Annotated in this window: 21 protein-coding genes; 7 read left to right on the top strand and 14 right to left on the bottom strand. The window is 65.5% G+C overall.

Annotation, left to right across the window (positions count from 1 at the left end; genetic code table 11):
- Nucleotides 1-63 precede the first annotated feature (63 nt).
- Nucleotides 64-918, top strand: a complete 855-nt coding sequence (gene sseA, locus ATO11_RS11730) for a 3-mercaptopyruvate sulfurtransferase (protein ID WP_050531039.1) — start codon at nt 64-66, stop codon at nt 916-918.
- 40 nt (nt 919-958) lie between these two features.
- Here sseA and ATO11_RS11735 read toward each other — a convergent pair whose 3' ends face one another.
- The 3 genes from ATO11_RS11735 to ATO11_RS11745 all read right to left on the bottom strand — a co-directional run bounded on the left by ATO11_RS11735 (nt 959) and on the right by ATO11_RS11745 (nt 4,612).
- Nucleotides 959-1,696, bottom strand: a complete 738-nt coding sequence (locus tag ATO11_RS11735) for a metallophosphoesterase family protein (protein ID WP_050531040.1) — start codon at nt 1,694-1,696, stop codon at nt 959-961.
- Between the two features lie 73 nt (nt 1,697-1,769).
- Nucleotides 1,770-3,365 carry a phosphoglycerate dehydrogenase gene (gene serA, locus ATO11_RS11740; protein ID WP_050531041.1) on the bottom strand — a complete coding sequence of 532 codons (1,596 nt, stop codon included), beginning with the start codon at nt 3,363-3,365 and terminating at the stop codon, nt 1,770-1,772.
- Between the two features lie 95 nt (nt 3,366-3,460).
- Nucleotides 3,461-4,612 (bottom strand): phosphoserine transaminase, encoded by a 1,152-nt coding sequence (locus tag ATO11_RS11745; RefSeq protein WP_050531042.1) that lies wholly within the window; start codon nt 4,610-4,612, stop codon nt 3,461-3,463.
- Between the two features lie 276 nt (nt 4,613-4,888).
- Between ATO11_RS11745 and ATO11_RS11750 the strand changes: the two genes are divergently transcribed.
- On the top strand, nt 4,889-5,752 hold the full coding sequence (locus ATO11_RS11750; RefSeq protein ID WP_050531043.1) for a helix-turn-helix transcriptional regulator: 864 nt from the start codon (nt 4,889-4,891) through the stop codon (nt 5,750-5,752).
- Nucleotides 5,753-6,157: 405 nt separating this feature from the next.
- Complete coding sequence (gene serB / locus ATO11_RS11755) at nt 6,158-7,030, top strand: phosphoserine phosphatase SerB (RefSeq protein ID WP_050531044.1); 873 nt, start codon at nt 6,158-6,160, stop codon at nt 7,028-7,030.
- A 3-nt stretch (nt 7,031-7,033) separates the two neighbouring features.
- Here the strand turns inward: serB and betC are convergent, their stop codons facing one another.
- The 9 genes from betC to ATO11_RS11795 all read right to left on the bottom strand — a co-directional run bounded on the left by betC (nt 7,034) and on the right by ATO11_RS11795 (nt 16,074).
- Nucleotides 7,034-8,530 (bottom strand): choline-sulfatase, encoded by a 1,497-nt coding sequence (gene betC, locus ATO11_RS11760; RefSeq protein ID WP_050531045.1) that lies wholly within the window; start codon nt 8,528-8,530, stop codon nt 7,034-7,036.
- Nucleotides 8,527-9,168: a DUF1523 family protein gene (locus ATO11_RS11765; RefSeq protein ID WP_050531046.1), complete on the bottom strand. Its 642-nt coding sequence runs from the start codon at nt 9,166-9,168 to the stop codon at nt 8,527-8,529. Before ATO11_RS11765 ends, betC begins: the two co-directional genes overlap by 4 nt.
- A 22-nt stretch (nt 9,169-9,190) precedes the next feature.
- Nucleotides 9,191-9,460 (bottom strand): hypothetical protein, encoded by a 270-nt coding sequence (locus ATO11_RS11770; RefSeq protein ID WP_050531047.1) that lies wholly within the window; start codon nt 9,458-9,460, stop codon nt 9,191-9,193.
- A 3-nt stretch (nt 9,461-9,463) separates the two neighbouring features.
- Nucleotides 9,464-10,834 carry a DUF6638 family protein gene (locus ATO11_RS11775; protein ID WP_050531048.1) on the bottom strand — a complete coding sequence of 457 codons (1,371 nt, stop codon included), beginning with the start codon at nt 10,832-10,834 and terminating at the stop codon, nt 9,464-9,466.
- A 219-nt stretch (nt 10,835-11,053) separates the two neighbouring features.
- On the bottom strand, nt 11,054-11,404 hold the full coding sequence (locus ATO11_RS11780; RefSeq protein WP_050531049.1) for a hypothetical protein: 351 nt from the start codon (nt 11,402-11,404) through the stop codon (nt 11,054-11,056).
- A gap of 19 nt (nt 11,405-11,423) precedes the next feature.
- Nucleotides 11,424-11,564, bottom strand: a complete 141-nt coding sequence (locus ATO11_RS22150; RefSeq protein WP_165586965.1) for a hypothetical protein — start codon at nt 11,562-11,564, stop codon at nt 11,424-11,426.
- A gap of 119 nt (nt 11,565-11,683) precedes the next feature.
- A complete protein-coding gene (locus ATO11_RS11785; protein ID WP_050531050.1) occupies nt 11,684-13,606 on the bottom strand; it encodes an AAA family ATPase in 1,923 nt (640 codons plus the stop codon).
- 38 nt (nt 13,607-13,644) lie between these two features.
- Complete coding sequence (locus tag ATO11_RS11790; RefSeq protein WP_050531051.1) at nt 13,645-14,745, bottom strand: hypothetical protein; 1,101 nt, start codon at nt 14,743-14,745, stop codon at nt 13,645-13,647.
- 252 nt (nt 14,746-14,997) lie between these two features.
- A complete protein-coding gene (locus tag ATO11_RS11795; protein WP_050531126.1) occupies nt 14,998-16,074 on the bottom strand; it encodes a hypothetical protein in 1,077 nt (358 codons plus the stop codon).
- Nucleotides 16,075-16,269: 195 nt separating this feature from the next.
- Between ATO11_RS11795 and ATO11_RS11800 the strand changes: the two genes are divergently transcribed.
- The 3 genes from ATO11_RS11800 (at nt 16,270) to ATO11_RS11810 (ending at nt 20,314) form a co-directional block, all read left to right on the top strand.
- Nucleotides 16,270-17,640: an MATE family efflux transporter gene (locus ATO11_RS11800; RefSeq protein ID WP_050531052.1), complete on the top strand. Its 1,371-nt coding sequence runs from the start codon at nt 16,270-16,272 to the stop codon at nt 17,638-17,640.
- 331 nt (nt 17,641-17,971) lie between these two features.
- Nucleotides 17,972-19,099 (top strand): serine/threonine protein kinase, encoded by a 1,128-nt coding sequence (locus tag ATO11_RS11805; RefSeq protein WP_050531053.1) that lies wholly within the window; start codon nt 17,972-17,974, stop codon nt 19,097-19,099.
- 120 nt (nt 19,100-19,219) lie between these two features.
- On the top strand, nt 19,220-20,314 hold the full coding sequence (locus tag ATO11_RS11810) for a Hint domain-containing protein (protein WP_050531054.1): 1,095 nt from the start codon (nt 19,220-19,222) through the stop codon (nt 20,312-20,314).
- A 32-nt stretch (nt 20,315-20,346) separates the two neighbouring features.
- Here ATO11_RS11810 and ATO11_RS11815 read toward each other — a convergent pair whose 3' ends face one another.
- Together ATO11_RS11815 and ATO11_RS11820 are read right to left on the bottom strand one after the other, a co-directional pair.
- Complete coding sequence (locus tag ATO11_RS11815) at nt 20,347-21,348, bottom strand: ester cyclase (RefSeq protein ID WP_050531055.1); 1,002 nt, start codon at nt 21,346-21,348, stop codon at nt 20,347-20,349.
- A 70-nt stretch (nt 21,349-21,418) separates the two neighbouring features.
- Nucleotides 21,419-22,225 carry an alpha/beta hydrolase gene (locus ATO11_RS11820; RefSeq protein WP_050531056.1) on the bottom strand — a complete coding sequence of 269 codons (807 nt, stop codon included), beginning with the start codon at nt 22,223-22,225 and terminating at the stop codon, nt 21,419-21,421.
- A 112-nt stretch (nt 22,226-22,337) separates the two neighbouring features.
- Between ATO11_RS11820 and ATO11_RS11825 the strand changes: the two genes are divergently transcribed.
- Nucleotides 22,338-23,810 carry an NAD-dependent succinate-semialdehyde dehydrogenase gene (locus tag ATO11_RS11825; RefSeq protein ID WP_050531127.1) on the top strand — a complete coding sequence of 491 codons (1,473 nt, stop codon included), beginning with the start codon at nt 22,338-22,340 and terminating at the stop codon, nt 23,808-23,810.
- Nucleotides 23,811-24,060 lie beyond the last annotated feature (250 nt).

Raw genomic sequence — 24,060 nt, forward strand, 5'->3', positions numbered from 1 at the left:
TGGCCCCCTTGCGCCCGAAGGGCGGCCTTTGTACGCACGATGCGATCTATGCGGAGCACTGGCATGCAGGACGATCCCCGAACCCTCGTCTCGACGGACTGGCTGGCCGCGCATCTGAAGGACCCGGACCTGCGGGTGCTGGATGCGTCGTGGTACCTGCCGACCGACGGGCGCGACCCCAAGGCGGAATATGCCGAGGCGCATATCCCCGGCGCGCGGTTTTTCGACATCGACGAGATTTCCGACCAGCGCAGCGACCTGCCGCACATGGTGCCGCCGGTCGAGAAGTTCATGAGCAGGATGCGCGCGATGGGCGTGGGCGACGGGCACCAGATCGTCGTCTATGACGGGTCGGGCCTGATGAGCGCGGCGCGTGTCTGGTGGCTGTTCCGCCTGATGGGCCACAACGACGTGGCCGTGCTGGATGGCGGCTTCCCGAAATGGCGTGCCGAGAACCGTCCAATAGAAGACATGCCACCCATCGTGCGCGACCGTCACATTGTTGTCAGGTTCCAGAACCAGATGGTGCGGGACGTGACGCAGGTGTCGCAGGCGGCCAAGCTTGGCAATACGGAAATCATCGATGCTCGCTCCCCGGCACGGTTCCAGGGCGAGGCCGAAGAGCCGCGCCCCGGTCTGCGCGCGGGCCACATTCCCGGATCGAAGAACGTTTTTTTCCAGAGCCTCCTGAACGGGGACGGCACGATGAAGGACGAGGCCGATTTGCGCGCTGCGTTCGAGGCGGCGGGCGTCGATCTGTCCAAACCCGCGATCACCACCTGCGGGTCGGGCGTGACGGCGGCGGTTCTGTCGCTGGCGCTGACGATCCTCGGCAAGGATGACCACGCGCTCTATGACGGGTCGTGGTCGGAATGGGGCCAGTTCCCAACCCTGCCCATCGCAACCGGAGACGGGTGAGGATCACCCGTCCTACGCGTCGGTCGGTCACCCGCCGGCCTTAGCCCGATGGCAAGAGCCGGGCGCGGCCATGCGCGGACAGGGTCCAGACCTTGTCACCTTCGAACACGGCGGCTGTCAGGGGCCGGCCATAGCCCGCTCCGCTGTCGAGGTTCACGCGATTGCCGTGGTGCTGCGCGATATCGAGCGCGGTGTGGCCATGCACCACCAGCCACGGCAGCGCCCCGTCGAAATCGAGCCAGCCTTCGCGGATCCAGACAAGGTCGTCCTCGACCTGATCGGACAGGGGGACGTGGGGCCGGATGCCCGCATGCACGAAGAGGCAATCGCCTTCGGACAGGTAGAGCGGCAGGCTGTCGATGAAGCGCAGGTGCGCCGGGTCGACCGCCTGCGCGGCGGCCTTCTGCATCTCGGCGGTCGGTGCGTCTTCGGTGTCGATGCCGTAAGAGGCGAGCGTGGTGAGGCCACCGAGGCGCGGGTTGGTCCAGGTCAGGCCCTTGGCGTGCAGCCGGGGCGGGCCGTCGGCGCCGGTTTCGACGAAGGTGCGGAACATCAGGTCGTGATTGCCGAGCACGCAAGCCCAGTTGCGGCCCTGATCCTCGATCCCGGACCGGACCCGTTCGATCACGGCGCGGCTGTCGGGGCCACGGTCACAGAGGTCGCCAAGGAAGATGATGCGCGCGTCCGCACCGCCATCCGCCGCGATCAGGTCGAGCGCCTCTTCGAGCATGTCGATCTGGCCGTGGATGTCGCCAATCGCGTAAATCGGTTGCGCCATGAAAGGACCCTGAACGGAAAACGCCGCCCCCGTCATGGGGACGGGAGCGGCGTGTCACGGCAAGGCGCGCGGGTCAAGCCAGCGCGAATTCCAGCGGCTTGACCTGCGTGAACAGGCCGGTCGCCTCCAGCTTCTTCAGCACCGGCGCGGGCGGCTGCGCGTCGAGGTAGAGAAGCGCGATGGCCTCGCCACCCGCCGCCGCGCGGCCCAGGGTGAAGTTGGCGATGTTCACGCCGTTTTCGCCCATCGTCTGGCCCAGCGTGCCGATGATGCCGGGCACGTCCTCGTTCGTGGTGTAGAGCATGTGCGATCCGACCTCGGCATCGATGTTGATGCCCTTGATCTGGATGAAGCGCGGTTTGCCGTCCGAGAACACCGTGCCCGCGATCGACCGCTCGCGCTTGGCCGTCACCACGGTGACCTTGATGTAGCCTTCGAACGCGCCGGACTTGTCCTGGTTGGTGGTCGAGATCTGGATGCCGCGTTCGCGGGCGATCACGGGGGCCGAGACCATGTTCACGTCCGGGTTCACCCGTTTCATGATCCCCGCCACCACGCTGCAGTTCAGCGCGTCGAGGTTCATCGTCGCCACGCTGCCGTCGTAGAGGATGTTGATCGCCTTGATCGGTTCGTCCGTCATCTGGCCGATGAACGCACCGAGGTGATCGGCGAGCTTGACCCAGGGGCCCATCACCTTGGCCTCTTCGGCGGTGACGGACGGCATGTTGAGCGCGTTGGTCACGGCCCCCGTCAAAAGGTAGTCCGACATCTGTTCGGCGACCTGCAGGGCGACGTTTTCCTGCGCCTCGGTCGTGGCCGCGCCGAGGTGCGGGGTGCAGACGACGTTGGGCAGGTTGAACAGCGGGTTGTCGGTTGCCGGTTCTTCCTTGAACACGTCGAACCCGGCGCCCGCGACATGGCCGGAAGTGATGAGTTCGGCCAGCGCCTCTTCATCCACCAGACCGCCGCGCGCGCAGTTGATGATGCGCACGCCCTTCTTCGTCTTGGCGAGGTTTTCACGGCTGAGGATGTTCGCCGTCTGCTCGGTGAAGGGGACGTGCAGGGTGATGAAATCGGCGCGCGTCAGCAACTCGTCCAGTTCGACCTTCTCGACGCCCATCTTCTCGGCCTTGTCGTGGCCGAGGAAGGGATCGTAGGCGATGACCTTCATCTTCAGCCCGCGCGCGCGGTCGCAGACGATGCCGCCGATATTGCCCGCGCCGATCACGCCCAGCGTCTTGCCGGTCAGTTCGACGCCCATGAATTTCGATTTCTCCCACTTGCCCGCATGGGTCGAGGCACTGGCCTCGGGGATCTGGCGGGCGACGGCGAACATCAGGGCGATGGCATGTTCGGCGGTGGTGATCATGTTGCCGAAGGGCGTGTTCATCACGATCACGCCTTTCTTCGAGGCTTCGACCTTGTCGATGTTGTCGGTGCCGATCCCGGCGCGGCCGATGACCTTCAGCTTGTCGGCGTGGCGCAGGATGGTTTCGGTGACCTTGGTCGCGGACCGGATGGCGAGGCCATCGTACTGGCCGATGATCTCGGCCAGTTTTTCCTTGTCCTTGCCTACGTCGGGCATGAAGTCGACATCGATACCGCGGTCGCGGAAGATCTGGACGGCGGTTTCCGAAAGCTTGTCGGAGACGAGAACCTTGGGGGCCATGGAGGCACTCCTTTCTATGGCGGGGGTCGGCTGGCGAGCAGCCGACCTACAGGGGGAAGGGGCGGGTAGGTCGGGTGATTTCACCCGACCCCGTTTCAGGCAGCCTGAGCGGTGATTTCGGCGTCGAAGGCGGCGGCAAGCCATGGCAGCATGGCGTCGATATCCGACGTCTCCACCGTGGCACCGCACCAGATGCGCAGGCCCGGAGGGGCGTCGCGGTAGGCGCCGATGTCATAGGCGATGCCGTCCGCTTCAAGCCGCTTGGCCACCGCCTTGGCAAAGGTCGCGCCGTCACCGATGCGGGGATCGGTGAATTTCAGGCAGACCGAGGTGTTCGACCGGGTCGCTGGGTCCTCGGCGAGGAAATCGATCCAGTCATGCGCCGCGACGAAATCGGCGATCGCGGCGGCGTTTGCATCGGCGCGGGCAATGAGGCCCGAAAGCCCACCGACCGAGCGCGCCCAGTCAAGACAGTGCAGGTAATCCTCGACGCACAGCATCGAAGGCGTGTTGATCGTCGCCCCGGAAAAGATGCCGTCGATCAGCTTGCCGCCTTTGGTCAGGCGGAAGATCTTGGGCAGGGGCCATGGCGGCGTGTAGCTTTCCAGCCGCTCCACCGCGCGGGGGCTGAGGATCAGCATGCCATGCGCCGCTTCACCGCCCAGCACCTTCTGCCACGAGAAGGTCGTCACATCGAGCTTGTCCCATGGAAGGTCCATCGCGAAGGCGGCGGAGGTCGCGTCGCAGAGCGTCAGGCCCGCGCGGTCCGCCGGGATCACGTCACCGTTCGGCACCCGCACGCCCGAGGTCGTGCCGTTCCAGGTGAAACACACATCCGCGTCCCAATCGACGGCGGTCAGGTCGACGATCTGGCCGTACTCGGCGGTCGTCACCTTGGCATCGAGTTTCAGTTGCTTGATCGCGTCGGTGACCCAGCCGGAGCCGAAGCTTTCCCATGCCAGCATCTCGACCGGGCGGGCGCCCAGCATCGTCCACATCGCCATCTCGTAGGCGCCGGTGTCCGAGGCGGGCACGATCCCGATCTTGTAGTCTGCGGGGATGCCCAGCACCTCGCGCGTGCCTTCGATGGCCGCTTTCAGCTTGTCCTTGCCCACGGCGGCGCGGTGCGACCGGCCAAGGGCGGCGTCGGACAGCTTGTCGAGCGTGAAGGCAGGGGGTTTGGCGCAGGGGCCAGAAGAAAAACGCGGGTTTGCCGGCCGCGCAGCCGGTTGTCGTGTATCGGTCATGATACCCTTCCAGATATATGCCCCTCGTTGGGGAGGGGTGTCCCACGGACGGGGGTATGGCCATCGCGCGGGGGGCGCAAGCCCAAATGGCGCAGCCGTGCGGTGCGTCGCGGCGTTATGCGCGGATCGGTGCCGCCCATCGGAAACATGCGGTCACGCTGCGGCGGCGCAGAGGCCACGCGGGCGCACATCCGCCAACGTTGTATTCCTTGACGCACGGCATCGCCGGTTCCTAAACAGGAGTCCCATTTTAGTTAACGCACAGAATTCAGGCGTATGACGCATTTCAGAACATCAAGCCCGCCAGAGGCGCGGGCCTGTCCCGAGTCCCTGCACGATTTCCTTCAGGCGCTCGAACGCACGGAAACGTCCGAGGATGTCTGGACCCTGATCGTCGGGCTGGCGGCGTCGGTCGGCCTGCCGGTCGTCGATTACGTCTGCGCGTCGGATTTCCAGAACTGGGAACAGGTGCAATTCATCCGCACCACCATTTCGTCGGACTGGATCGCCATGGCGCAGGCCAATCCCAAGGTGCGCAAGTATTCCACGTTCCGACAACATTCGGTCTTTCACCTGACGCCGCTGAAGATCGGGCTTGCCTATGCCGACAGGTATCCGGACATGACCGCCGACCGGCTGGAGATGCAGCACCTCGCGGCGCGGTTCGGGTCGCGGGCGGCATGGGTCATTCCGCTGCGGATGGAGGTGCCGGGGCAGGCGGCGCACCTGCTGTTCGGCGGCGATTACGAGGCCGGTGCCTTCGACGCCCTGATCGACCGGCATGGCTGGACGCTGCACGCGGCGGCCCTCAGCGCGCACACCCGGTACACGGAGCTGTTCAAGGCCGAGTTCTGCGACCGCAACATGCTGAGCGGGAAGCAGCGCGAATTGCTGACGCTGCTGGGGCAGGGGCTTCAGGACAAGCAGATCGCGCACGCGCTGGGCGTGTCCTTTTCCACCGTGCGGCAGCGGATCTCGCTGATCCAGAAGAAGACCGGCACCACCAACCGGGCCGAGGTCGCCGCGCTGGCGATGCGGATAGGGCTGGTGCCCGACCCGCTTATCAAGAACCACGAAACCGACCTGACGGTGTTCCTGAGCACGGGCGACGGCAAGAAAGGAAAAGAGACGCGCGGGTGAACCGCGCGTCTCCAGTAGGCCCTTGGACATTGGGATACGGGATCGCGGCGCCTGCCAATGCAGGTCTTGAAGGCCGCGCCCGGCACCCTGCTGCGGTGTTGGGGAATACAGCATGTCCGGGGCCATGCGCGCCGGTTCTGGAACAGCCTCACTCTACCGTTCCGCGACTTTTGCGCATGTCTTGGTGATTTGGTGCGTTACGATGGCCCCGCGGGGCCGAAAGGGATGGTTGAAATGGGTTGCCTGAACACTCCGGTACCAATTGGGATGTTTCGACGGTAGCGGCCCGCAAGCGACCGGGAAATGTAGCAAAATTGGCATAACGTGGGGGTCGGCTGGGTGCAGGTGCTCTGGCCGCGGGGCGCGGGCTGGATTATGCAGCGCGCGACAGGACCGGAGGCCCGCATGTTCACCACCATCCTCACCGCGCGTCCCGGCGCGCTTGATCCCGCGCTGGCGCACAGCCTGCGGAACGCTTGGGGTGGCGGAGAGGTGCGCTGGCTGGCCCCGGACGAGGCGGCGGAGTTCGACATCGCCACGCGTCCCGGCAACCTTGCCGAGACGTGGGAGGGGGTGCAGACGATGGATGTCGACCTCAACGTCCTGCCCGCCGAAGGCCGGCGCAAGAAGATGCTTCTGGCCGACATGGACAGCACCATGATCGAGCAGGAATGCCTCGACGAGCTGGCCGATCATGTGGGCGTCGGCGACCGGGTGAAGGCGATCACCGCCCGCGCGATGAATGGCGAGCTGGATTTCGAGGAAGCGATCGACGCGCGGGTCGCGTTGCTGGAAGGACAGCCCGACAGCATCATCGAAACCGTTCTGGAAAGCCGCATCACGCTGATGCCGGGCGGGCCGGCCCTGCTGGCGACGATGAAGGCGAACGGCGCGCATGCGGCGCTGGTGTCGGGCGGGTTCACGGCGTTCACCGACGCGGTCGCGCGGCGGCTGGGGTTCGACGAACACCGCGCCAACACGCTCTTGGCCAAGGACGGCGTGCTGACCGGCCGCGTGGCGCGGCCCGTTCTGGGGCGCGAGGCGAAGGTCGAGGCGCTGGAAGAGATCACCGCGCGGCTGGGTCTGGCACCGGACGACGTGCTGGCGGTGGGCGACGGGGCCAACGATCTGGGCATGCTGGGCCGCGCCGGGCTGGGCGTGGCGCTGCACGCCAAGCCCGCCGTGCAGGCCGCCTGCCCCGTGCGCGTCAACTTCTGCGACCTGACCGCGCTGTTGTACCTGCAGGGCTATGCGAAGGACGCGTTCGTCGCAGCCTAGGCCTCAACCGTCGTCCTGTGGTGGCAGGTAGTCGAACGCCCAGTTCGAATAGCCGCCGTCGCCACGATACCAGCGCACGTCCTGCCCTGCTACCTCGCCATGGTTCCAGCGCGGTGTGCCGCCAGTGGCGTGGGCCTGCCGGATCAGCCGCCGCTGCGCCTGACTGTGCAGGATCGCGGCCTTGAGAGCGGGCAGGTCCCAGCGCGCCCGCACCTCGTCCTGCATGGCGGCGAGCGTGTCGGCATGGGCGGGGTCAGAGGCGAGGTTTTGCGTCTCGTTCGGGTCGGAGGCGAGGTTGTAAAGGAGGGGCGGGTCGTCTTCGGAATGGATGTATTTCCACGCACCTTTGCGGACCATCACGATGGGCGCGCTTGTCGCCTCGGCAAGGTATTCGGCACAGATGACGCGGTCTGGGTCGGGGTCGAGTGACAGGATGTCGGTGCCATCGGTGTCGTCCGGTGCCGGGGCGCCGGCGAGCGCGGCGAAGGTGGGCAGAAGGTCCACAAGCGAGACCGGCGTCTCGCACCGACCGGACGTAATGCCCGTCCCGGCGATCATCAGGGGAACGCGGATGGACGGCTCGTAGAAGTGTTTCTTGAACCACATCCCGCGTTCGCCAAGGAAATCGCCGTGGTCCGAGGTGAAGAGGATCACCGTGTTGTCCGTCAGCCCCGCGCGGTCGAGCGCGCCCAGCACCCTTCCCACGAGGCTGTCGACATAGCTGACCGCGCCGTAATAGGCGCGGCGCGCGCGGGTTACGTCCTCGGTCGAGATCGGCGCGTCGAGCATGCCGAAATCGCGCAGGATGCGGACCGAGTGTGCGTCGTGTTCCTTTTCGGTCAGGGCCGGGACGGCGGGGTCGGGGATGGGGGCGTCTTCGTAGAGGTCCCAGAATTCCTGCAGGCACAGGTAGGGCTCGTGCGGGTGGGTGTAGGAGACTTGCAGGAAGAACGGCCCGTCCTGCTTTGCGGCGCGGTCATAGAGGTAGCGTTCGGCATGGAAGGTGACCTCCTCGTCGAACTCGATCTGGACCGAGCGCGCGCAGACGCCCGACACGGTGACCGAGCGGGCGTCGTTCGTGTCGCGCTTGCCCTCGTCCGCCCAGTTGGGCGCCCACGCGAAGTCGGCGGGGTACAGGTCGGCCGTCAGGCGGTCGTGGAAGCCGTGGTGCTGGTCGGGGCCGATGAAGTGCATCTTGCCCGACAGCGCCGTGCGGTACCCCGCCGCGGCGAGGTGATGGGCATAAGTGGGGGTGGAGGCCGCAAGCTCGGCCGCGTTGTCATAAGCCCCGATCGCCGAACAGAGCCGCCCCGCCGCCATCGACGCGCGCGAAGGCGCGCAGAGGGGGAAGTTGCAGTAACAGGTGTCGAACACCTTGCCGCGCGCGGCGAGCGCGTCGAGGTTGGGGGTGAGGCAGGCGGGATCGCCGTAGGCCCGCAGCACATGCGCGGCAAGCTGGTCGACCTGGAAGAACAGGATGTTGGGGCGGGTGCCGCTCACGACTTGCCGCGGAACCAGCGCCGGATACCGCGCCCCTGCTCCCGCGCGTTTTCCCGCGCCATGTAGAGGTTGTCGCTGATGTCATCGAGCGTGGGGTCGATGCGGTTCGCCTTGAACCTCCGCCAGCGCGACCAGATCGCCCAGACGATCATCAGGAACACGGTGATGATGATGATGTTCAGCCACGGGATCGGTTTCGACACATCGGGCCCCGCAATCGGGCGCACGCTGATCGCGTTGGGGAAGATCGACAGGAATTCGTTGCGCCAGCCGTAATGGGTGATCAGCACCCATTGCGGATCGGCCTTGGTGGATTTCAGGTCCGCCGCCTCGGTCTGAAGGTTCTTGGTGTCGAACTTGAAATAGGGCGGCCAGGACCAGCCGGTATCCTCGTTGCGATAGACCATGGGCCGCCCGTCGCGGCGCACCGACTGGATGAACAGCACGTCGCGGTTGGTCGTGGTCGCGGCATTGCCGCTGTCGGGCGCGGACCAGAAGATCGAGTTCTCGCCGAAATCGACGCGCTGTTCGAACGTGTCCACGATCCGGGCCACGTCCTTCTGCGGCAGGGTGTAGTGGAAGACGGCCACGACCAGTCCCCAGAACACGAGAAACAGAAACCAGCGGATATAGATCATCACGGAACGCTCCTTCAGGCGATCAGGCGAAATTGGTCAGGTACACGATGACCGACACGACAATCACGGGGATAATGTAGACACCGAGGATCAGTTTGCGACGGACCGACCCGTCATATTCTTCCAGCCCGTTGCGCACCCACTGGTCGCGGTCGCCGGTCATGGCCTCTCCCTCCCACTCCGCCTCCAGCTTCTTGCGGCGGACGGAGCGCGACCAGAGCGACAGGATGATGTAGATGATCGTGAGGAACACGAAGCCGATCACCAGCAATCGCAGAAGTCCGAAAAACATCCCCTATCTCCTCACTGCGCCCCAGGGTCCGACCCGCGCGACAAGGTCGTCGCGCCGGGGGCGGGGCCGGGGCTCGGGTGCGGGGGGTGCGGGCGGCGGCTGGTCGTCCATTGCCGGTTCGAATCCGTAAAGCTGCGCGCGCACCCCTTCCTTGTCCACTTGATACTCCCTGGCGAGGAAATCCGCCACATAGGCCTTCTTCTCGTCCGGCCAGCTGGCATAGGCGGCGTAGAAGGCCGGTTTGTGGCAGATGAACAGCTGGCGCACGTCCTTGGGCGTCAGTTCCGCCAGAAGCTGGTTCACCAGCGGCGCGTCGTCGGTGTCAGCCGCGCGCAGGCCATAGAAATAGGCGGGATGGGCGCTGGTGATCTTGGGCCATGGCGCGCCTTCCTCGGCATAGGCGAGCAGCGCGCGCAGGCCGTGCCATTCGGGTGGCAGGTCGCTTGCCACCTTCCGCGCCAGCCGCCGCACCTCCCGCCGGTCGGCCCAGCCGATGTTCAGCCCAAGGCTCGCCGCGGTGTCGATCACGATGAAATCCATCTTCTGGCGCAGGATCGCGCCTGCATCGACACCGCGCGCCTGCACGATGGGCTCCACCAGCCCGTTGACCTCGAAGAACGTGGCGATCTCGTTCCGCTGGTCGGGGGTGAATCGGTGTTCGACCGGCATGTCGTGGTCGCGCGCCTGTCGCCCGATCACCGCCGTGTCATCGGCGCGGCGAAAGACGTAGAGCCCGCCGAAAAGCGCCGTCCAGAAATTGCCCGTCTCGAACGTCATTTCCTTCAGGCGGACGGGGTTGCGGGTGACGTCGCCGGTGCGTTTGGCGACGGTGATCATGTTGGCGATCAGAACGTCGTCGAACCACGCATCCTCGCGCGTCATGAAATCGTCGACCATGCCCGCCAGCCTGTCGGCATCGCGGACCGTGCCCTGGGTCGTGTCGGCCTCGACCGTGATGCGGCGGATGTCGAAGAGTTTCGCAGGCGTGTCGGCGCGGAAGACGGTGTTGACCAGTTCGCCCGCCACGGCATCGCGCGCGGTCAGGGCGAAGAGCTGCGCCTCGTTCTCGGCGATGAAGCGGTGCAGGATGTCGCGCGAATGGGAGAATTGCGCGTCGAGGAGCGGGGCGGTCTTCTGCTCGGTCGTGAGCAGGATGAACTGCCGGTTCACGCCCGCGTGGTTGAGGTAGAGCGGGTCACCCAGCTCTTCGCCCACTTCGGGCGAAGAGCCCGCGATGTCGATGTGGAAATCGTCCAGCGTGGTGCGCCTGCCCGTCAGGTGTTCGAGCGCGCGGTTATACCGTTCGACCAGCACCGGGGAGGTGACGTGGACGAGGTTGCCGAACATCAGGCCGTGTTTGATCAGGCGGTGCATCGCGTGTCCTCACATGTTTGCACCATGGCTGGGCTGTTGTAGCCTGGCGGCACCGCCGGGCCGCGCCCGACCTCCCCCACGGGAGGGCGCATGCCATACGTCGCGCGCCGAAGGGTCGGTCGGCGTGTTGCCAGCGCCTCGCTCCAAATGACACGAAGGAGCGCCCATCCGAGTTCGGGCGCGACCCGGTCACTTTGCGTGCACGTATCGGTCTTCACATCACGCCTCACGCGCCAAATCCTCCCCGCGTCGTGCTTCTACCCGTTGAGACAGGCCGAACCATGCCAGCAACAGCATCGGCCCCCAAGCCAGCACGAACCGCCACGATCCGTTCAGGGCAATCTCTGCCATCAGCCCGATGCCACCCTCGGACAAGGCCCCGAACTGTTCGCGACCCAGCACGACCAGCATTCCCGCCGAGATAAGCACAAGCACGCCCGCGCTTGCCACAACCGACACCAGCACGCGCCGGTGCGATCGCGTCTCATTCGGCGTCAGCAGGTAAGGCACCGCAAGGCCCAGCACCGCCAACACGCCCAAGGGCAGGACCGTGTTCCAGAAGGTGATCATCGGCCACACCGTGGGAGGGTCATTGCACCCTCCGTCCCGGTTGCGAGACCGTCAGCGTGTCGCCACGCCGCGCGACGTCGAAGAGATTGCCGAACATCAGGCCGCGTTCGCCCGGCGGCACCGCCGGGCCGCGCCCGACCTCCCCCATGGGAGGGCGCATGGCATCCGTCCCGCGCCGAAGGGCTGTTTTGCGGGCTGCGGGTGCTTTACTCCGCTCCACGCGGAGGAGCGCCCACCCGAGGTCGGGCGCGGCCCTTGTCGTGGAGGGGCCAAGGGATCTCACTGCTTGCTCTCCAGATACCGCCGCTTCGCCTTTTCCTGACGTCCGTATTCCCGCACCATCGTCTCGATGGCGACCTCGTCCGACTTGTCGGCGTAGCGGAATTCGCTGTCGGCGTAGCGGTTGATCTCTTGCAACACCATCTCGGTCGTGATGGGCACGCGCAGATCGGCGATCATGTCCTTCTTGCGGTCATAGGGCTGGAACAGGAACAACTCGGGGTCTTCCATCCACTCGTCGGGCAGTTCGAAGTCCATCGCGCGGACCTTGACCGCGTCGGTGATGTTCTTGATCGCGCGGCCGGTGAAGCGGTCGTCGGCCTCCTGAATGCCCTTCAGGTAGGTGCCCATCTTGACGATCGTGTCCAGTTCCCCGATCTGGCTGTTCACCCGGTCGAACACCTCCAAGAGCCCGGCCTCGTGCGGTTTCGAGTGCGACACGAATGACGCCGCGACGGCTTTCTTGATCTCCTGCGCCGAGAATACCTCGTGCTCGCCCAGCGGGATGTCGTGGTTCTTGCCCATCAGAAGGTAAAGGATGTCGATGTAATCCTCGCGCGTCTGCGGCCCGTCGACAAGGAACCGCGCCCCGGCCCGCTGGCGCAGGGCGTCATCCACGTTCTCGGGGTAGTTCGAGAACATGCCGAAGGTGCAGTTCCCCCGCACCACGGTGTTTGCGCCCGCGAAGCTTTCCATCAGGACGGCGGTGATCTCCAACTGCCCCGCCGAAGACTGCCGGTCGCCGCGCTTGCCCGCCAGCTGGTCGATATCGTCGATGGTGCCGAACCCGATCACGCCGGGATCGATGATGTTGTTGATGAAGGCCTTGGCGTTCTGGCCGGACTTGCCCTGGTAGCTGTCGATGTTGTCGGTGCTGAGGTTCTGGTAGCGGAAGGTGTAGCCCGCCACGCTACAATATTCGTTGATCAGCCCCGCCATCATCTGGATCAGCGTGGTCTTGCCCGTGCCCGGCTTGCCGTCGCCCATGAAGGTGAAGATGAATCCGCCCAGTTCGGCGAATGGGTTGAGGCGGCGGTCGAAATCGTAGGCCATCAGCATCTTGGCGAGCTTCATCGCCTGGTACTTGGCGATGTGGTTGCCGACGACCTCGTGCGGCTTCTTGAAGGTCATCGTCAGGACGGTGCCCTTGGACTTTGCCGCTGCCTCGAACCCGCGGATGGTCAGGTCGTCTGCCTCTACCCGCCATGCGGCGGAGGTGAAGGGCTCCAGCCGCCCGGCCTGCGTGGCGCGCGCGGCGATCTTGCCCATCACCGCCTCGGCAAAGCCCGCGACGGCGGCGACAAGGCGCGGATCATCCTCGGCCCGCTGTTCGATCAGGGCATCGAGTTCCCACAAAAGACCGTGCAGCATGACCTGCCCGTTATCGGCCACGACCTCTTCGGGTTCGCCCACGTCCACGGTCGCCTCGGTCAGGTGCGGGGCCAAGAGGAAGGCGGTGGCGTTGGCAAAGACGTGGCCTGTCACCAGCGCCTCGGCCGTCAGCAATTCGCCGAACGCGGCCTTCCTGTCGGCGCCCAGCGAGCCTTGCAGGTTGGCGCGCTTCATGTCGGAGAGGCCGGTGCGTTCGGCATAAGCCTCCGCCACGGCCAGCGCGACCGATATCGCGCGGCGGAGCGTGTTCAGCACCGTGGCCTGAAGGGGGGAGACGAGGCCCTCGCCTTCCACCCGTTCGATCAGGTGCACGCCCTGGGCGCGCGCGGTCGACCGGGTGACCATGCCCGGCGTGGTCGATCGGAACCGCCGCCGCGTGCCGATCCCGGCAGAGCGTTCCGGCCCCGTCGTGGCATTGCCCGAAGCGATGCGCGGCGTGTGATCGAAGCCCTGCAGCATCGCCAGAGCGGCGGGGTAATGCGCCGTGATCTCTTCCTCGCGCAGTTCCATCTGGTCCGATGTCAGGCTCATCTCAAATCTCCTTGTGCAGGGCGGGCATCGGGCCTGTCCTACCTGTAATCCAGTACGCGCCCGCCGGGGCTGACGACGAACTTGCGGACCGATCCGAACCCCGCAGGCGCGCGTTCGGCGAGCACCTGATAGGGTCGCTGCGGCAGGATCACCGCCCGGTCGAGCGCGCTTGCGCCCTCGTCGATCAGGAACGGATCGCGTTTGAAAATCTGCAATTCGCGGGACGAGAACCATCCCGTGCGTTCGGTGCGGACGTCGTTGGATACGAGCCGCTCCTCGGTCCAGACCAGCGCCCAGTCCTGCCCCTCGGGCGAGCGGGCGTCGCGCAGCACGTCGGACAGGGGGCCGGACTGATCGGTATAGGCCGAGGAATACATGGGGCCGAGGTGGATGCGGCGCAGCTTCTTGGGGTGCAGGTCGTCGAAATCCTCGTCGAACCCGGTGGCAATGGTCATCAGCTTCAGCCCGGCAAGGGATTGCGCCATCAGGTGTGCCTGCACCTCGGGCCAGCGGCGCTGGTCGCGGTAAAGGCTTTCGCGCCCGGTATCCTCGCATTCCATCAGGTAGATGACCGGCAGGTTCAGTTCGCTGTCATAGACGGCCCAGTGGATCAGCAGGGTGCGGCGGTCGTCGTCGCCGCCAAGCCAGACGATTTCCGGGTCGTTGCGCGCCCAGAAGAGGTCCCCCTTGGCGAGTTCTTCGTAATACATGCGCTGCGACAGGGCGAATTGCAGCTTGGTCGGGATCTCGTGGTCGCCGACGATCTTCTTCACCATCTGCTCTTTCAACTGGCGGCCCGAGGCCGCGTTGCGCAGGTGGTTGGCGGCCTGGCTGGCATCGTTGGCCATGGTCATCAGTTCGGTGATGACCGGGAAACCGCTTTCCTTCTGGTCGATCTGGAGAGAGCCGAAGAATCGCCCCGTGTCGCGGCCCACCAGCAGGTATTTCAGCGACAGTGCCCGGAAGGTGAAGGTGAGTGCGGTGATGTAGCGCGTCAGCACCTCGACCTCGTCCTTCGACAGGTTGCCTTCGGCATGCAGCACGCCCGCCACCCGGCCAAGGTGGCGGGTGATCTCTTCGAACTTCCGGAAGTAGCGCCGGGAGGCGAAGAGGTCTGTCAGGGCGGAGGCGTCAGTCATGCGTGGTTCCTGCGAGGCTCCGGCGCGGAATCAAGGCCGCAGGCCGCCGCGCCATCGACGGGCCGCCCCCACGGCACGTCGATTTGGCAGGTCTTGGTCCGCCGCTGGGGCGTCGTCCGGGCGTGGCAGGCATAAAGGGGCTTAGAAGCCACGTAGGATCGACGTACCGCGGCCCGTCGATGGCGCTCTGCACTAAAGACGGCCGTCAAAGCAACGCGCCACCCGCCCCAGACCTGATCCGGGGCCTCCACGTCACCCCCCATAAGCATTGCTGTCGTGCTTCTCGACAATCGCGGCGAACCGCCTCGCAAAGCGTTCGTCCGCCTTGGCCTTCGCCTCCAGCACATCCCGCGCGAACACCATGTGATCCTCGTGCGCTTCCAGCATCGAGGCCATCCGCTCGTTCGTGGCCGAGCCGATGGCGGCCATGGCGGATTGCGCTTCCTGGTCGGTCTGCACCCCGATCTCGTTGATGCGGTGGGCGACGTCCTGCTGCTGCGCGGTCTTCAGCGACTTGGTCAGCGCGTCGTACAGCACCACCCGCTGCTTGGTGTCCGTCTGCAGCTTGTTGATCAGCACCATCTGCGTCGCCGCCTGGTTCTGCAGCGAGTCGATCCAGCTTTTGCCCTTCTCGATGTACCGCTCCAGCGTCTGCGACTTCGCCAGCTTCACCTGTTCGTCCTGCACCAGCGCGTTGTAGCGGGCGTTCATCGCGGCCAGTTCGGTTTCGAGCTTGGTCCGCGCGGCGGCGTCGGTTTCGTTGGCGATCTTGGTTTCTAGCTCGATGATCTTGGGGTCCATCCCGATGATCTCGGCCTTCACGGCCTCCAGTTCGCCCACCACCATCTCGCGTTCGTCCAGCGTGCCGCTGAGGTTCGTTTCCACCTTCGTCTTCTGGTCGTTCAGCACCGCCAACTGCCCTTCGAGCAGCTTGGTGATCACGTCGGATTTCGAGATCAGGTCCTGCAGCTTGTCGTCGATCGACGCCTCGCGCACGCGTTCCTGCCGCATCGAATCCGAGCGGTCCTTGGAGAAGAAGCCGACGAAGCTTTCCCAGCCGGTCTTGTTGCGCATCTCGTCGAAGTCTTTCGAGAAGGCCGCCGTCACGTCGTCGAGCCCCATGATGAGTTCGGCGATGTTGGCGTTCATCACCTCGGTATGGGCGTGCACGTCTTCCAGCGAGGCGTTCTCGATGTCGATCGACACGTCTTCACCCGCTTCCATCTTCTGGCGCGCGGCCTCGATCCGGCTGGTCAGTTCGGCGATCTTCGATTGAGCCTCGGCAACCTGGTTCTGGCTTGCCTCGACCTGGGCGGCAAAATCCGACATCGATCCCTCCAATTCATTGTCTGTTATCAATCATATGGGAGATGTTATGGCGATTTACATCTGCCCAGCCCCCGATTTCCCCGTCAGCATGGCAAATCGCATCGCCGTTGAAAAGCCGGGCTTTCCCGACCCGGCACCCCTGCGCCACCTGCGCGCAGGCAGGGAACGGGGCGGGGCGGGGCGCGTTTCTGCCCCATGTCCACGAACGCTCGCCTCACCCAAGGCCCCGTGATCGCCGCGCTGGCCGCCGTGTCCGCGCCCATGTCCTTCGGCATTTTCGCCGTGCTGTCCATCGGCGTGGCCGACGCCTATTTCCTTGGCCAGCTGGGTGGCGCGCCGCTGGCGGCCATCGGGTTCATCTTTCCGGTTACGACGGCGTTCTCCTCGCTCGCAATCGGGCTCAGCGCCGGGGCCAACGCGGCGGTGTCGCAATCTCTGGGTCGGGATGACGATCCCGAACACACCCGCAGGCTGGGGCTGCATGCCATCGGGATCGGCGTGGCGCTGGCGCTGCTCATGGCGCTGGCGACGTGGACCGTCTATCCGTGGCTGTTCCGCGCGCTGGGGGCCGAGCCGGACACGATGCAGGAAATCCGCGCCTACATGCCGATCTGGGCGATGTCGTTCCCGTTCCTCGTGCTGATGATGATCGTGAACGCGGTGTTCCGGGCATACGGGTCGGGCGTTTCGTCGGCCGCGATCATGGTGCTGGCGGCGGTGATCAATATCGGGCTCGACCCGCTGTTCATCTTCGGCTTCGGCCCGATCCCCGAACTCGGCACGCAGGGCGCGGCGGTCGCCACCTCCATCGGGCGGGGCGTCGCGGCGGCGGTGGCGCTGGGATACGCGTGGCAGCAGGGGATGCTGTCGCTGTGTTCCAATCCGTTCGGAGGCGTCTGGGCCTCGACCAAAACGATCTTTTCCGTGGGCCTGCCCGCCGGCTTTTCCAATGCGATCAACCCGGCCGGCATGGCGCTGGTGACGGCGGCTGTGGCGACCGTGGGCAGCGCGGCGGTGGCGGGGTTCGGGGCGGGCACGCGGATCACCTCGCTGACGAACGTGCCGATGATGGCGCTGTCGGCGGGGATCGGCCCGGTCGTGGGCCAGAACTGGGGTGCCGACAAGCCCGGCCGCGCCCGCACGGCGATGCTGCAGACATGGGCGATCTGCGTGGGCTATGGCGTGGCAGTGGGCGTCGCGCTGGCGCTCTTCGCCGAGCCCTTGGCGAACCTCATCACGGATGGAGGCGAGGCCGCGACCTATACCGCCACCTACCTGCGCGTCGCGGGGTGGAGCATGGCGGGCTATGGCATGGTCGTCTGCACCAATGCCGCGATGAACGCGCGGTCCATGGCCAAGGTGTCGATGGCGCTGTCGATCTCGCGCACGTTCCTTCTGTATCTGCCGCTGGCATGGGCGCTGGTGATGGTCGCGGGCTTTCCGGGCATCGCGTGGGCGGTGGTTGCCGCGAACGTGCTGGGTGCGGCGATGGCGGTGTGGTGCGCGTGGTATACCGATTTGTTTCGGGTGTCGGCGGTTCGGAAACTGGTCCCCTCTACCGCATAGCATGAGCCGTGCATCGGCGGGCCGCGGTGCGTCGATCCACTGCTGGGGCTGGGTGCTTTATGCCCGCCAAGTCCTTGCTTCATTCAAGCGATGCACTGAAACCAACCAAATCGACGTGCCGGGGGGCGGCCCGTCGATGCGCGGCGGCCTGCGGCCTTGATTCCGCGCCTTGGGCACTGGACTCGGACACAAGCCCCGCATAACCATCGCGCCTGCATACGGCGATGGCGTCGCCGGGAAGCGCCACGCTTCTGCACTATATCCGCTCCTGCACGCCGGGACTTTCAATCGCAAGGTTGGGGGCCCGCCCCCGCTGAAACCGGAGGGTCGCATGTCGAACTGGACGCCTGAGAAAACCATCGTCAATTCGTGGAACGAATGGGACCCGCTGCGCCACGTCATCGTGGGCAAGGCCGACAATTGCCACATCCCGCCGGAAGAGCCCGCGCTGGACGCCAAGGTGCCCGAAGACAGCGACATGCGCGGCCAGTGGGGCAAGCGCCCGCAGGAAACCATCGACCGCGCGAACGAGCTGCTCGACACCTTTGCCGACCAGTTGCGCGCGCGCGGCGTCAAGGTCGACCGCCCCACGCCCATCGACCATTCGCTGCCCGCCACCACGCCCGATTTCCACACCGACAGCCAGTTCGGCTGCATGCCGCCGCGCGATGTGCTGCTGACGGTCGGGTCGGAGATCCTTGAAGCGACGATGTCTTACCGCTGCCGCTGGTTCGAATACCTCAACTACCGCCCGCTGATGCAGCAATACTGGGAGGAAGACCCCAACTTCCGCCACGAATCCGCGCCCAAGCCGCGCCTGACGGATGCCGATTACCACGACGATTACCTGTCCGAGAAGATCGGCGTCGAGAAGCGCCTGCAATGGACGGCGGACAAGTTCTTTGTCACGACCGAGGAAGAGCCGCTGTTCGACGCCGCCGACGTGCTGCGGTTTGGCCGCGACCTTGTCGTGCAGCACGGCTTCACCACGAACCTCAAGGGAATCGAGTGGATCCGCCGCCACTTCCCCGATCACCGGGTGCACGCGGTGAACTTCCCCGGCGATCCGTACCCCATCCACATCGACGCGACCTTCACGCCGCTGCGTCCGGGCCTGATCCTGAACAACCCGCAACGCCGCCTGCCGGATGACCAGCGGGTGATGTTTGAAAAGAACGGGTGGGAGATAGTGGACGCCGCGCAGCCTGCGCACAACGCGCCGCCGGCGCTTTGCTATTCGTCGGTCTGGCTGTCGATGAACGTGCTGGTGCTGGACCCGAAAACCGTTTGTGTCGAAAAATCCGAGGTCTACCAGGCCGAGCAGATGGACAAGCTGGGCATGGAGGTGGTCGAGGTCGACCTGCGCGATGCTTATGCCTTTGGCGGCGGTTTGCATTGCTGTACGGCGGACGTCTATCGCGAAGGCGGATGCGAGGATTACTTCCCGCATCTCGATTGATACCTTATGCGGCAAGGAACTGCTGATCGTTTCCGGATCGGGTTCAATGCCGCAATTCTGCCCTAATCTGAATTTAACCGTCAGATCGTAGAAGATCCGTGTGTTTGGATAGGTGTCTCCATGCCGACAACGTTCAATGTTATATCCCTCGGGAACTATGCCGCGATCGACCCTACTGAGGGCAACACGCAGTCAGAGAATGCATCGTCACTCGTCGGGTTGACCTTCGGCAATCTGGAAAACCCGTTGTGGGAACAGGTCCAGTCGCTTTCGCCGGGTTCGACCGGCTTCGGCGGCGGTACCGCATCGGCCTACGACATGAACAACAGTCTGTCGAACGACACCTTTCGTCTGAATGGCGGGCCCGACCAGACGTTCGACGGTACGGCCGTCTACAATGCCACCCTGACCTATACCGACGGTACGACCGGCACGATAACGGCCGTTGTGTTCCAGGACACTGCGGGCAACACCTACCTTGCGCCGGAATTCTCGGCCAACGCCGACCAGGCCACGCTGGAAGCGGGGGCCATAAGGTCGATGACGCTGACGTCGCTTGTCGGCAACAACTATTCCGGCATGACCGGGTCCCGCGAAACCTTCAACGCGGCGGTTTGCTTTGCCGCGGGAACGAAAATTGCGACTCCGGACGGCCTGAAGGACGTGGCACGTCTTGTTCCCGGTGATCGCGTGATGACGGTCGACAATGGTCCGCAGGTCGTGCGCTGGGTCGGTATCCGGACGGTTCCCGCCATCGCGAATCATGCGCCGATCCGCATCCGGGCCGGTGCGCTGGGCCGGGGCGTGCCGGAGCATGACCTGATCGTGTCCCGCCAGCACCGCGTCCTTCTGCGGTCACGCGTGGCGCAACGCATGTTCGGCCAGTCCGAGGTCTTGGTTTCCGCATGCCGCCTGACGCCCCTGCCGGGTGTGGAGGAGGTGCGCGACTGGGGCATCGTGACGTGGTGCCACCTGATGTGCGACCGGCACGAGGTGATCTGGGCCGCCGGTGCCCCGGCGGAGACGCTGTATCTCGGGCCAGAGGCGCGGCAGATGCTGTCCGACGCGGCGCTGGACGAGATCCTTGCGCTGTTTCCCGAACTGGCCGACCATCCGGGCCTGCCCGCGCGTCCGATGCCTGACGGGCGCAAGCAGAAGGAACTGATCGCGCGGCTGGTCAAGAACCACCGCACGCCTGTCGAAAGCGCGACCTGAGGGTCACGCCCCGCAGCGATGCGCCGAAAGGGTCAGACCCGCCCGATCGCGGTCACCCGGCCAAGGATGTCGGTGCCCAGCTGGTGCCAGGCATGCAGCAGGTCGATGAACACCCAGTTCTCGTGCAGCTTGCCGCCGCCCGCGCGGTAGATGTCGATCACGCGAAACTCGATCTGCCTGTCGCTTGCGGGCATGCCCATGAACCCGCCGACGTGGCGCGCGGTGAAGTTGGGCCAGCCGAAGAACCCGCCGAAATCGCCTTCGGCCATGCGGCACAGGTGCCCCGTCTTGGCGCGGTCGGTGAACGCCGCGCGGAAGGGGCCGGAATGTTGCCGGGCATAACGCGGGATGGTGTAGGTCGCGCCGATGCCGGTCGGACCCCACCAGATCATGTCCTCGGCCCATGTCCGGCGTAGCTCGTCTTCCAGCGGCAGGCCAAGCTGCCACGTGCCCAGGTCGGCAATCATCGCGTTGATGGTGGCCAGCGTCGCCTCGCCCCGTTCGGGATCCTGCGGGTCGGTCATCACGCCGGAATGGGTCATCGGGCCGGGCTGCACCAGTTCCGCCGCCGTCTGCGGCCCGAACGGGCGGTACCCCGCCTGCACCATCAGGTGCGGCAGGTCAAAGAACATCGCCTCTTCGACGATCCTGCCATCCTCGACCTTGTGGAATGCCGCGTAGCGCAGCATCGCGATCTTGCGGGTCGGCTCGATCCCGAGCCACGGCGCGTCGAACAGGCCCATCAGGTGGCCCATCGACGCGACCCAGACGGACTGGAACCCGTCCATTTCGTTCAGACCGGCTATGAACACGTCGAGCCGCCGCTGCATTGGTGTCAGCGCGCGGCGCAGCGGCGTCCAGAACGCGTCTTCGACCTCGGCCCGTCCGGTCAGCAATCCGAAAGGGTGAAATCCGCGCCAGACCAGCGCCTCGGCGCAGTAGGGCGATGTATCGTCACCGCGGTCCAGTGCGGTGTAATAGGCGCGCACGATCTCTTTCTCGGCCTGGAAGGTGCGCGGCTGGCTGCCGTCCATGGGTCTTGTTCCGTTTGGTCCCTCGGCGCGCAGGGTGCCACGGTCTGGCGCAGGTGCAAGCCTCTTTGCGTCAGCCGTGTCGTAAAATCGCGCGGCACATGGCGCTGCCCGGGTCTTCGAGCGCGTCGATCACGTCGAAATGGTGCCGGTCCGTGGCTTCGACGAGGTCGACACCCCACGCCTCTGCCTGCCACCGCGCCTGGTCGAGAAACGAAGGACGCTCCGCCGCGCCGACCCAGACGGTGACGGGCACGTCCAGCCTGTCGGTCATGTGTACCGGGCTTTCGGCCTGCGCCTCGCCTGCGTCGATCCGCAGGCTTTCGTTCATCGAAGTGTTCATCAACGGCGCAAGGTCACTGACCGGGGAGATCGGCACGCAGGACACCAGCCGCGCGGCCACCGCGTCGGGCAGCATCCCCGGCTCCATCATGCGCGACACGAGGTGCCCGCCCGCCGAATGGCCCGCCAGCGCGATGGGGCCCGCGACCTGCTCTGCCGCGACGGTGATCGCCTGCGCCACCTGCCGCGTGATGTCGCCGATGCGCACGTCGGGGCACAGGTCATAGGACGGCATAGCCACCGCCCATCCCGCCAGCGTCGGCCCGGCGGCGAGGTGGGTCCAGTACGTCTTGTCGAATTTCAGCCAGTAACCGCCATGCACGAACACGACGAGGCCCTCTGCCGCGCCCTGCGGCAGGATCAGGTCGAACAGCGCCCGGTCACCCCGGCCATAGGGCAGGTCGTTCTGCGCGCGCCCCTGTCCAAGGCACTTGGCGAGATACGTCGTCGCCCGCGCCTGCCAGCGCGCGGGGTAGCTGGCCCCGTCGGGGATGTGATCCACGTTGTTATAGGCGGCGTCCCAACTGGCCTGATCCATGCTGCTCCCCTGGCCTGACCGATCATCTGGACAAGGGGTGCCACAGATGATCCTGTCTTGCACGGAAACAATCGCGCCGCGGGTGCGTTCAAGCGCCAAAGGAGACCGCATCATGCTCGATCAGACGACAGACCTCGCCTCGCTTCTCAACGACCCTACGCTGCTGGTGACCCGCGGCTACCTTGCCGGGGAATGGGTCGACGGGGACGGCACCTTCGACGTCGTGAACCCCGCACGTGGCGACGTGATCGCGCAGGTCGCGGACCTGAGCCGCGCGCAATGCGGCGAGGCCATCGCCAAGGCCGAGGTCGCGCAAAAGGAATGGGCCGCGAAGACCGCCAAGGACCGCGCCAATATCCTGCGCAAGTGGTACGACCTGATGGTCGAACATGCAGACGACCTTGCCACCATTCTGACTGCCGAACAGGGCAAACCCTTTGCCGAGGCGCGGGGCGAGATCATGTACGGCGCCTCGTTCATCGAATGGTTCGCGGAAGAGGCCAAGCGCGTCTATGGGGAGACGATCCCCGGCCACCAGCCCGACAAGCGCATCACCGTGATCCGCCAGCCCATCGGCGTGGCCGCGTCGATCACGCCATGGAACTTCCCCAACGCGATGATCACCCGCAAGGCCGGTCCGGCTCTGGCCGCCGGTTGTGCCTTCGTCGCCCGGCCCGCCGCACAGACGCCCCTGTCGGCGCTGGTGCTGGGCGAGTTGGCGACGCGCGCGGGCATCCCCGCCGGCGTTCTCTCGGTCATCCCGTCGTCGTCCTCGTCCGAGATCGGCAAGGAATTCTGCGAGAACCCGATCGTGCGCAAGCTGACCTTCACCGGGTCGACTGAGGTGGGGCGCATCCTGCTGAAACAGGCCGCCGATCAGGTCATGAAATGCTCGATGGAACTGGGCGGCAACGCGCCCTTCATCGTGTTCGACGACGCCGATCTGGATGCCGCCGTCGACGGCGCGATGATCTGCAAGTTCCGCAACAACGGCCAGACCTGCGTCTGCGCCAACCGCATCTACGTGCAGGCGGGTGTCTATGACGCCTTTGCCGAAAAGCTGAAGGCCGCCGTGGCCAAGCTGAACGTGGGCGATGGGCTGGAAGACGGCGTGACCACCGGACCGCTCATCAACGAGGACGCGGTGGAGAAGGTGAAGGAGCACCTCGAAGACGCGACCTCGAAAGGGGCGGAGGTGATCGCGGGCGGCGAACGCCACGACCTGGGCGGCACCTTCTTCGAGCCGACCATCGTGTCGGGCGTCACGCAGGAAATGCTCGTCGCGTCGGACGAAACCTTCGGCCCCCTCGCACCGCTCTTCAAGTTCGAGACCGAGGAAGAGGTGATCGAGAAGGCGAACGACACGATCTTCGGCCTCGCCTCGTATTTCTATGCCCGCGACATCGGTCGCATCACTCGCGTTCAGGAGGGGCTGGAATACGGGATGGTGGGTGTGAACACCGGCCTGATCTCGACCGAAGTGGCACCGTTCGGCGGCGTCAAGCAGTCCGGTCTTGGCCGCGAAGGCTCGCGCCACGGGATCGAGGAATTCCTGGAGATGAAATACATCTGCACCTCGATCTGAGCGGTCGGCTGGCAATCGGGTGATTCTGTCGCGGCGGTTGCGGGGCTTTCGGTGCGGGAAGGCACCCGGCGGGCACCGTGATGGCTTCCGCTACGGCAGCTTTCACCCAACCGGTTGATCCCGTTCGAAAAGCCCGGAGAAACACAATCTGCAAGGTGCCGCGACCTGTGGCCCCTTTGCCATACCTTGCCGCCACTGTTGCCGATGCGCAGCAGTGGCGCCTTGTTTCGACGCCATTGCGCACCACACT

It is taken from the genome of Pseudaestuariivita atlantica (assembly GCF_001205715.1).
Classification (GTDB): Bacteria; Pseudomonadota; Alphaproteobacteria; order Rhodobacterales; family Rhodobacteraceae; genus Pseudaestuariivita; species Pseudaestuariivita atlantica.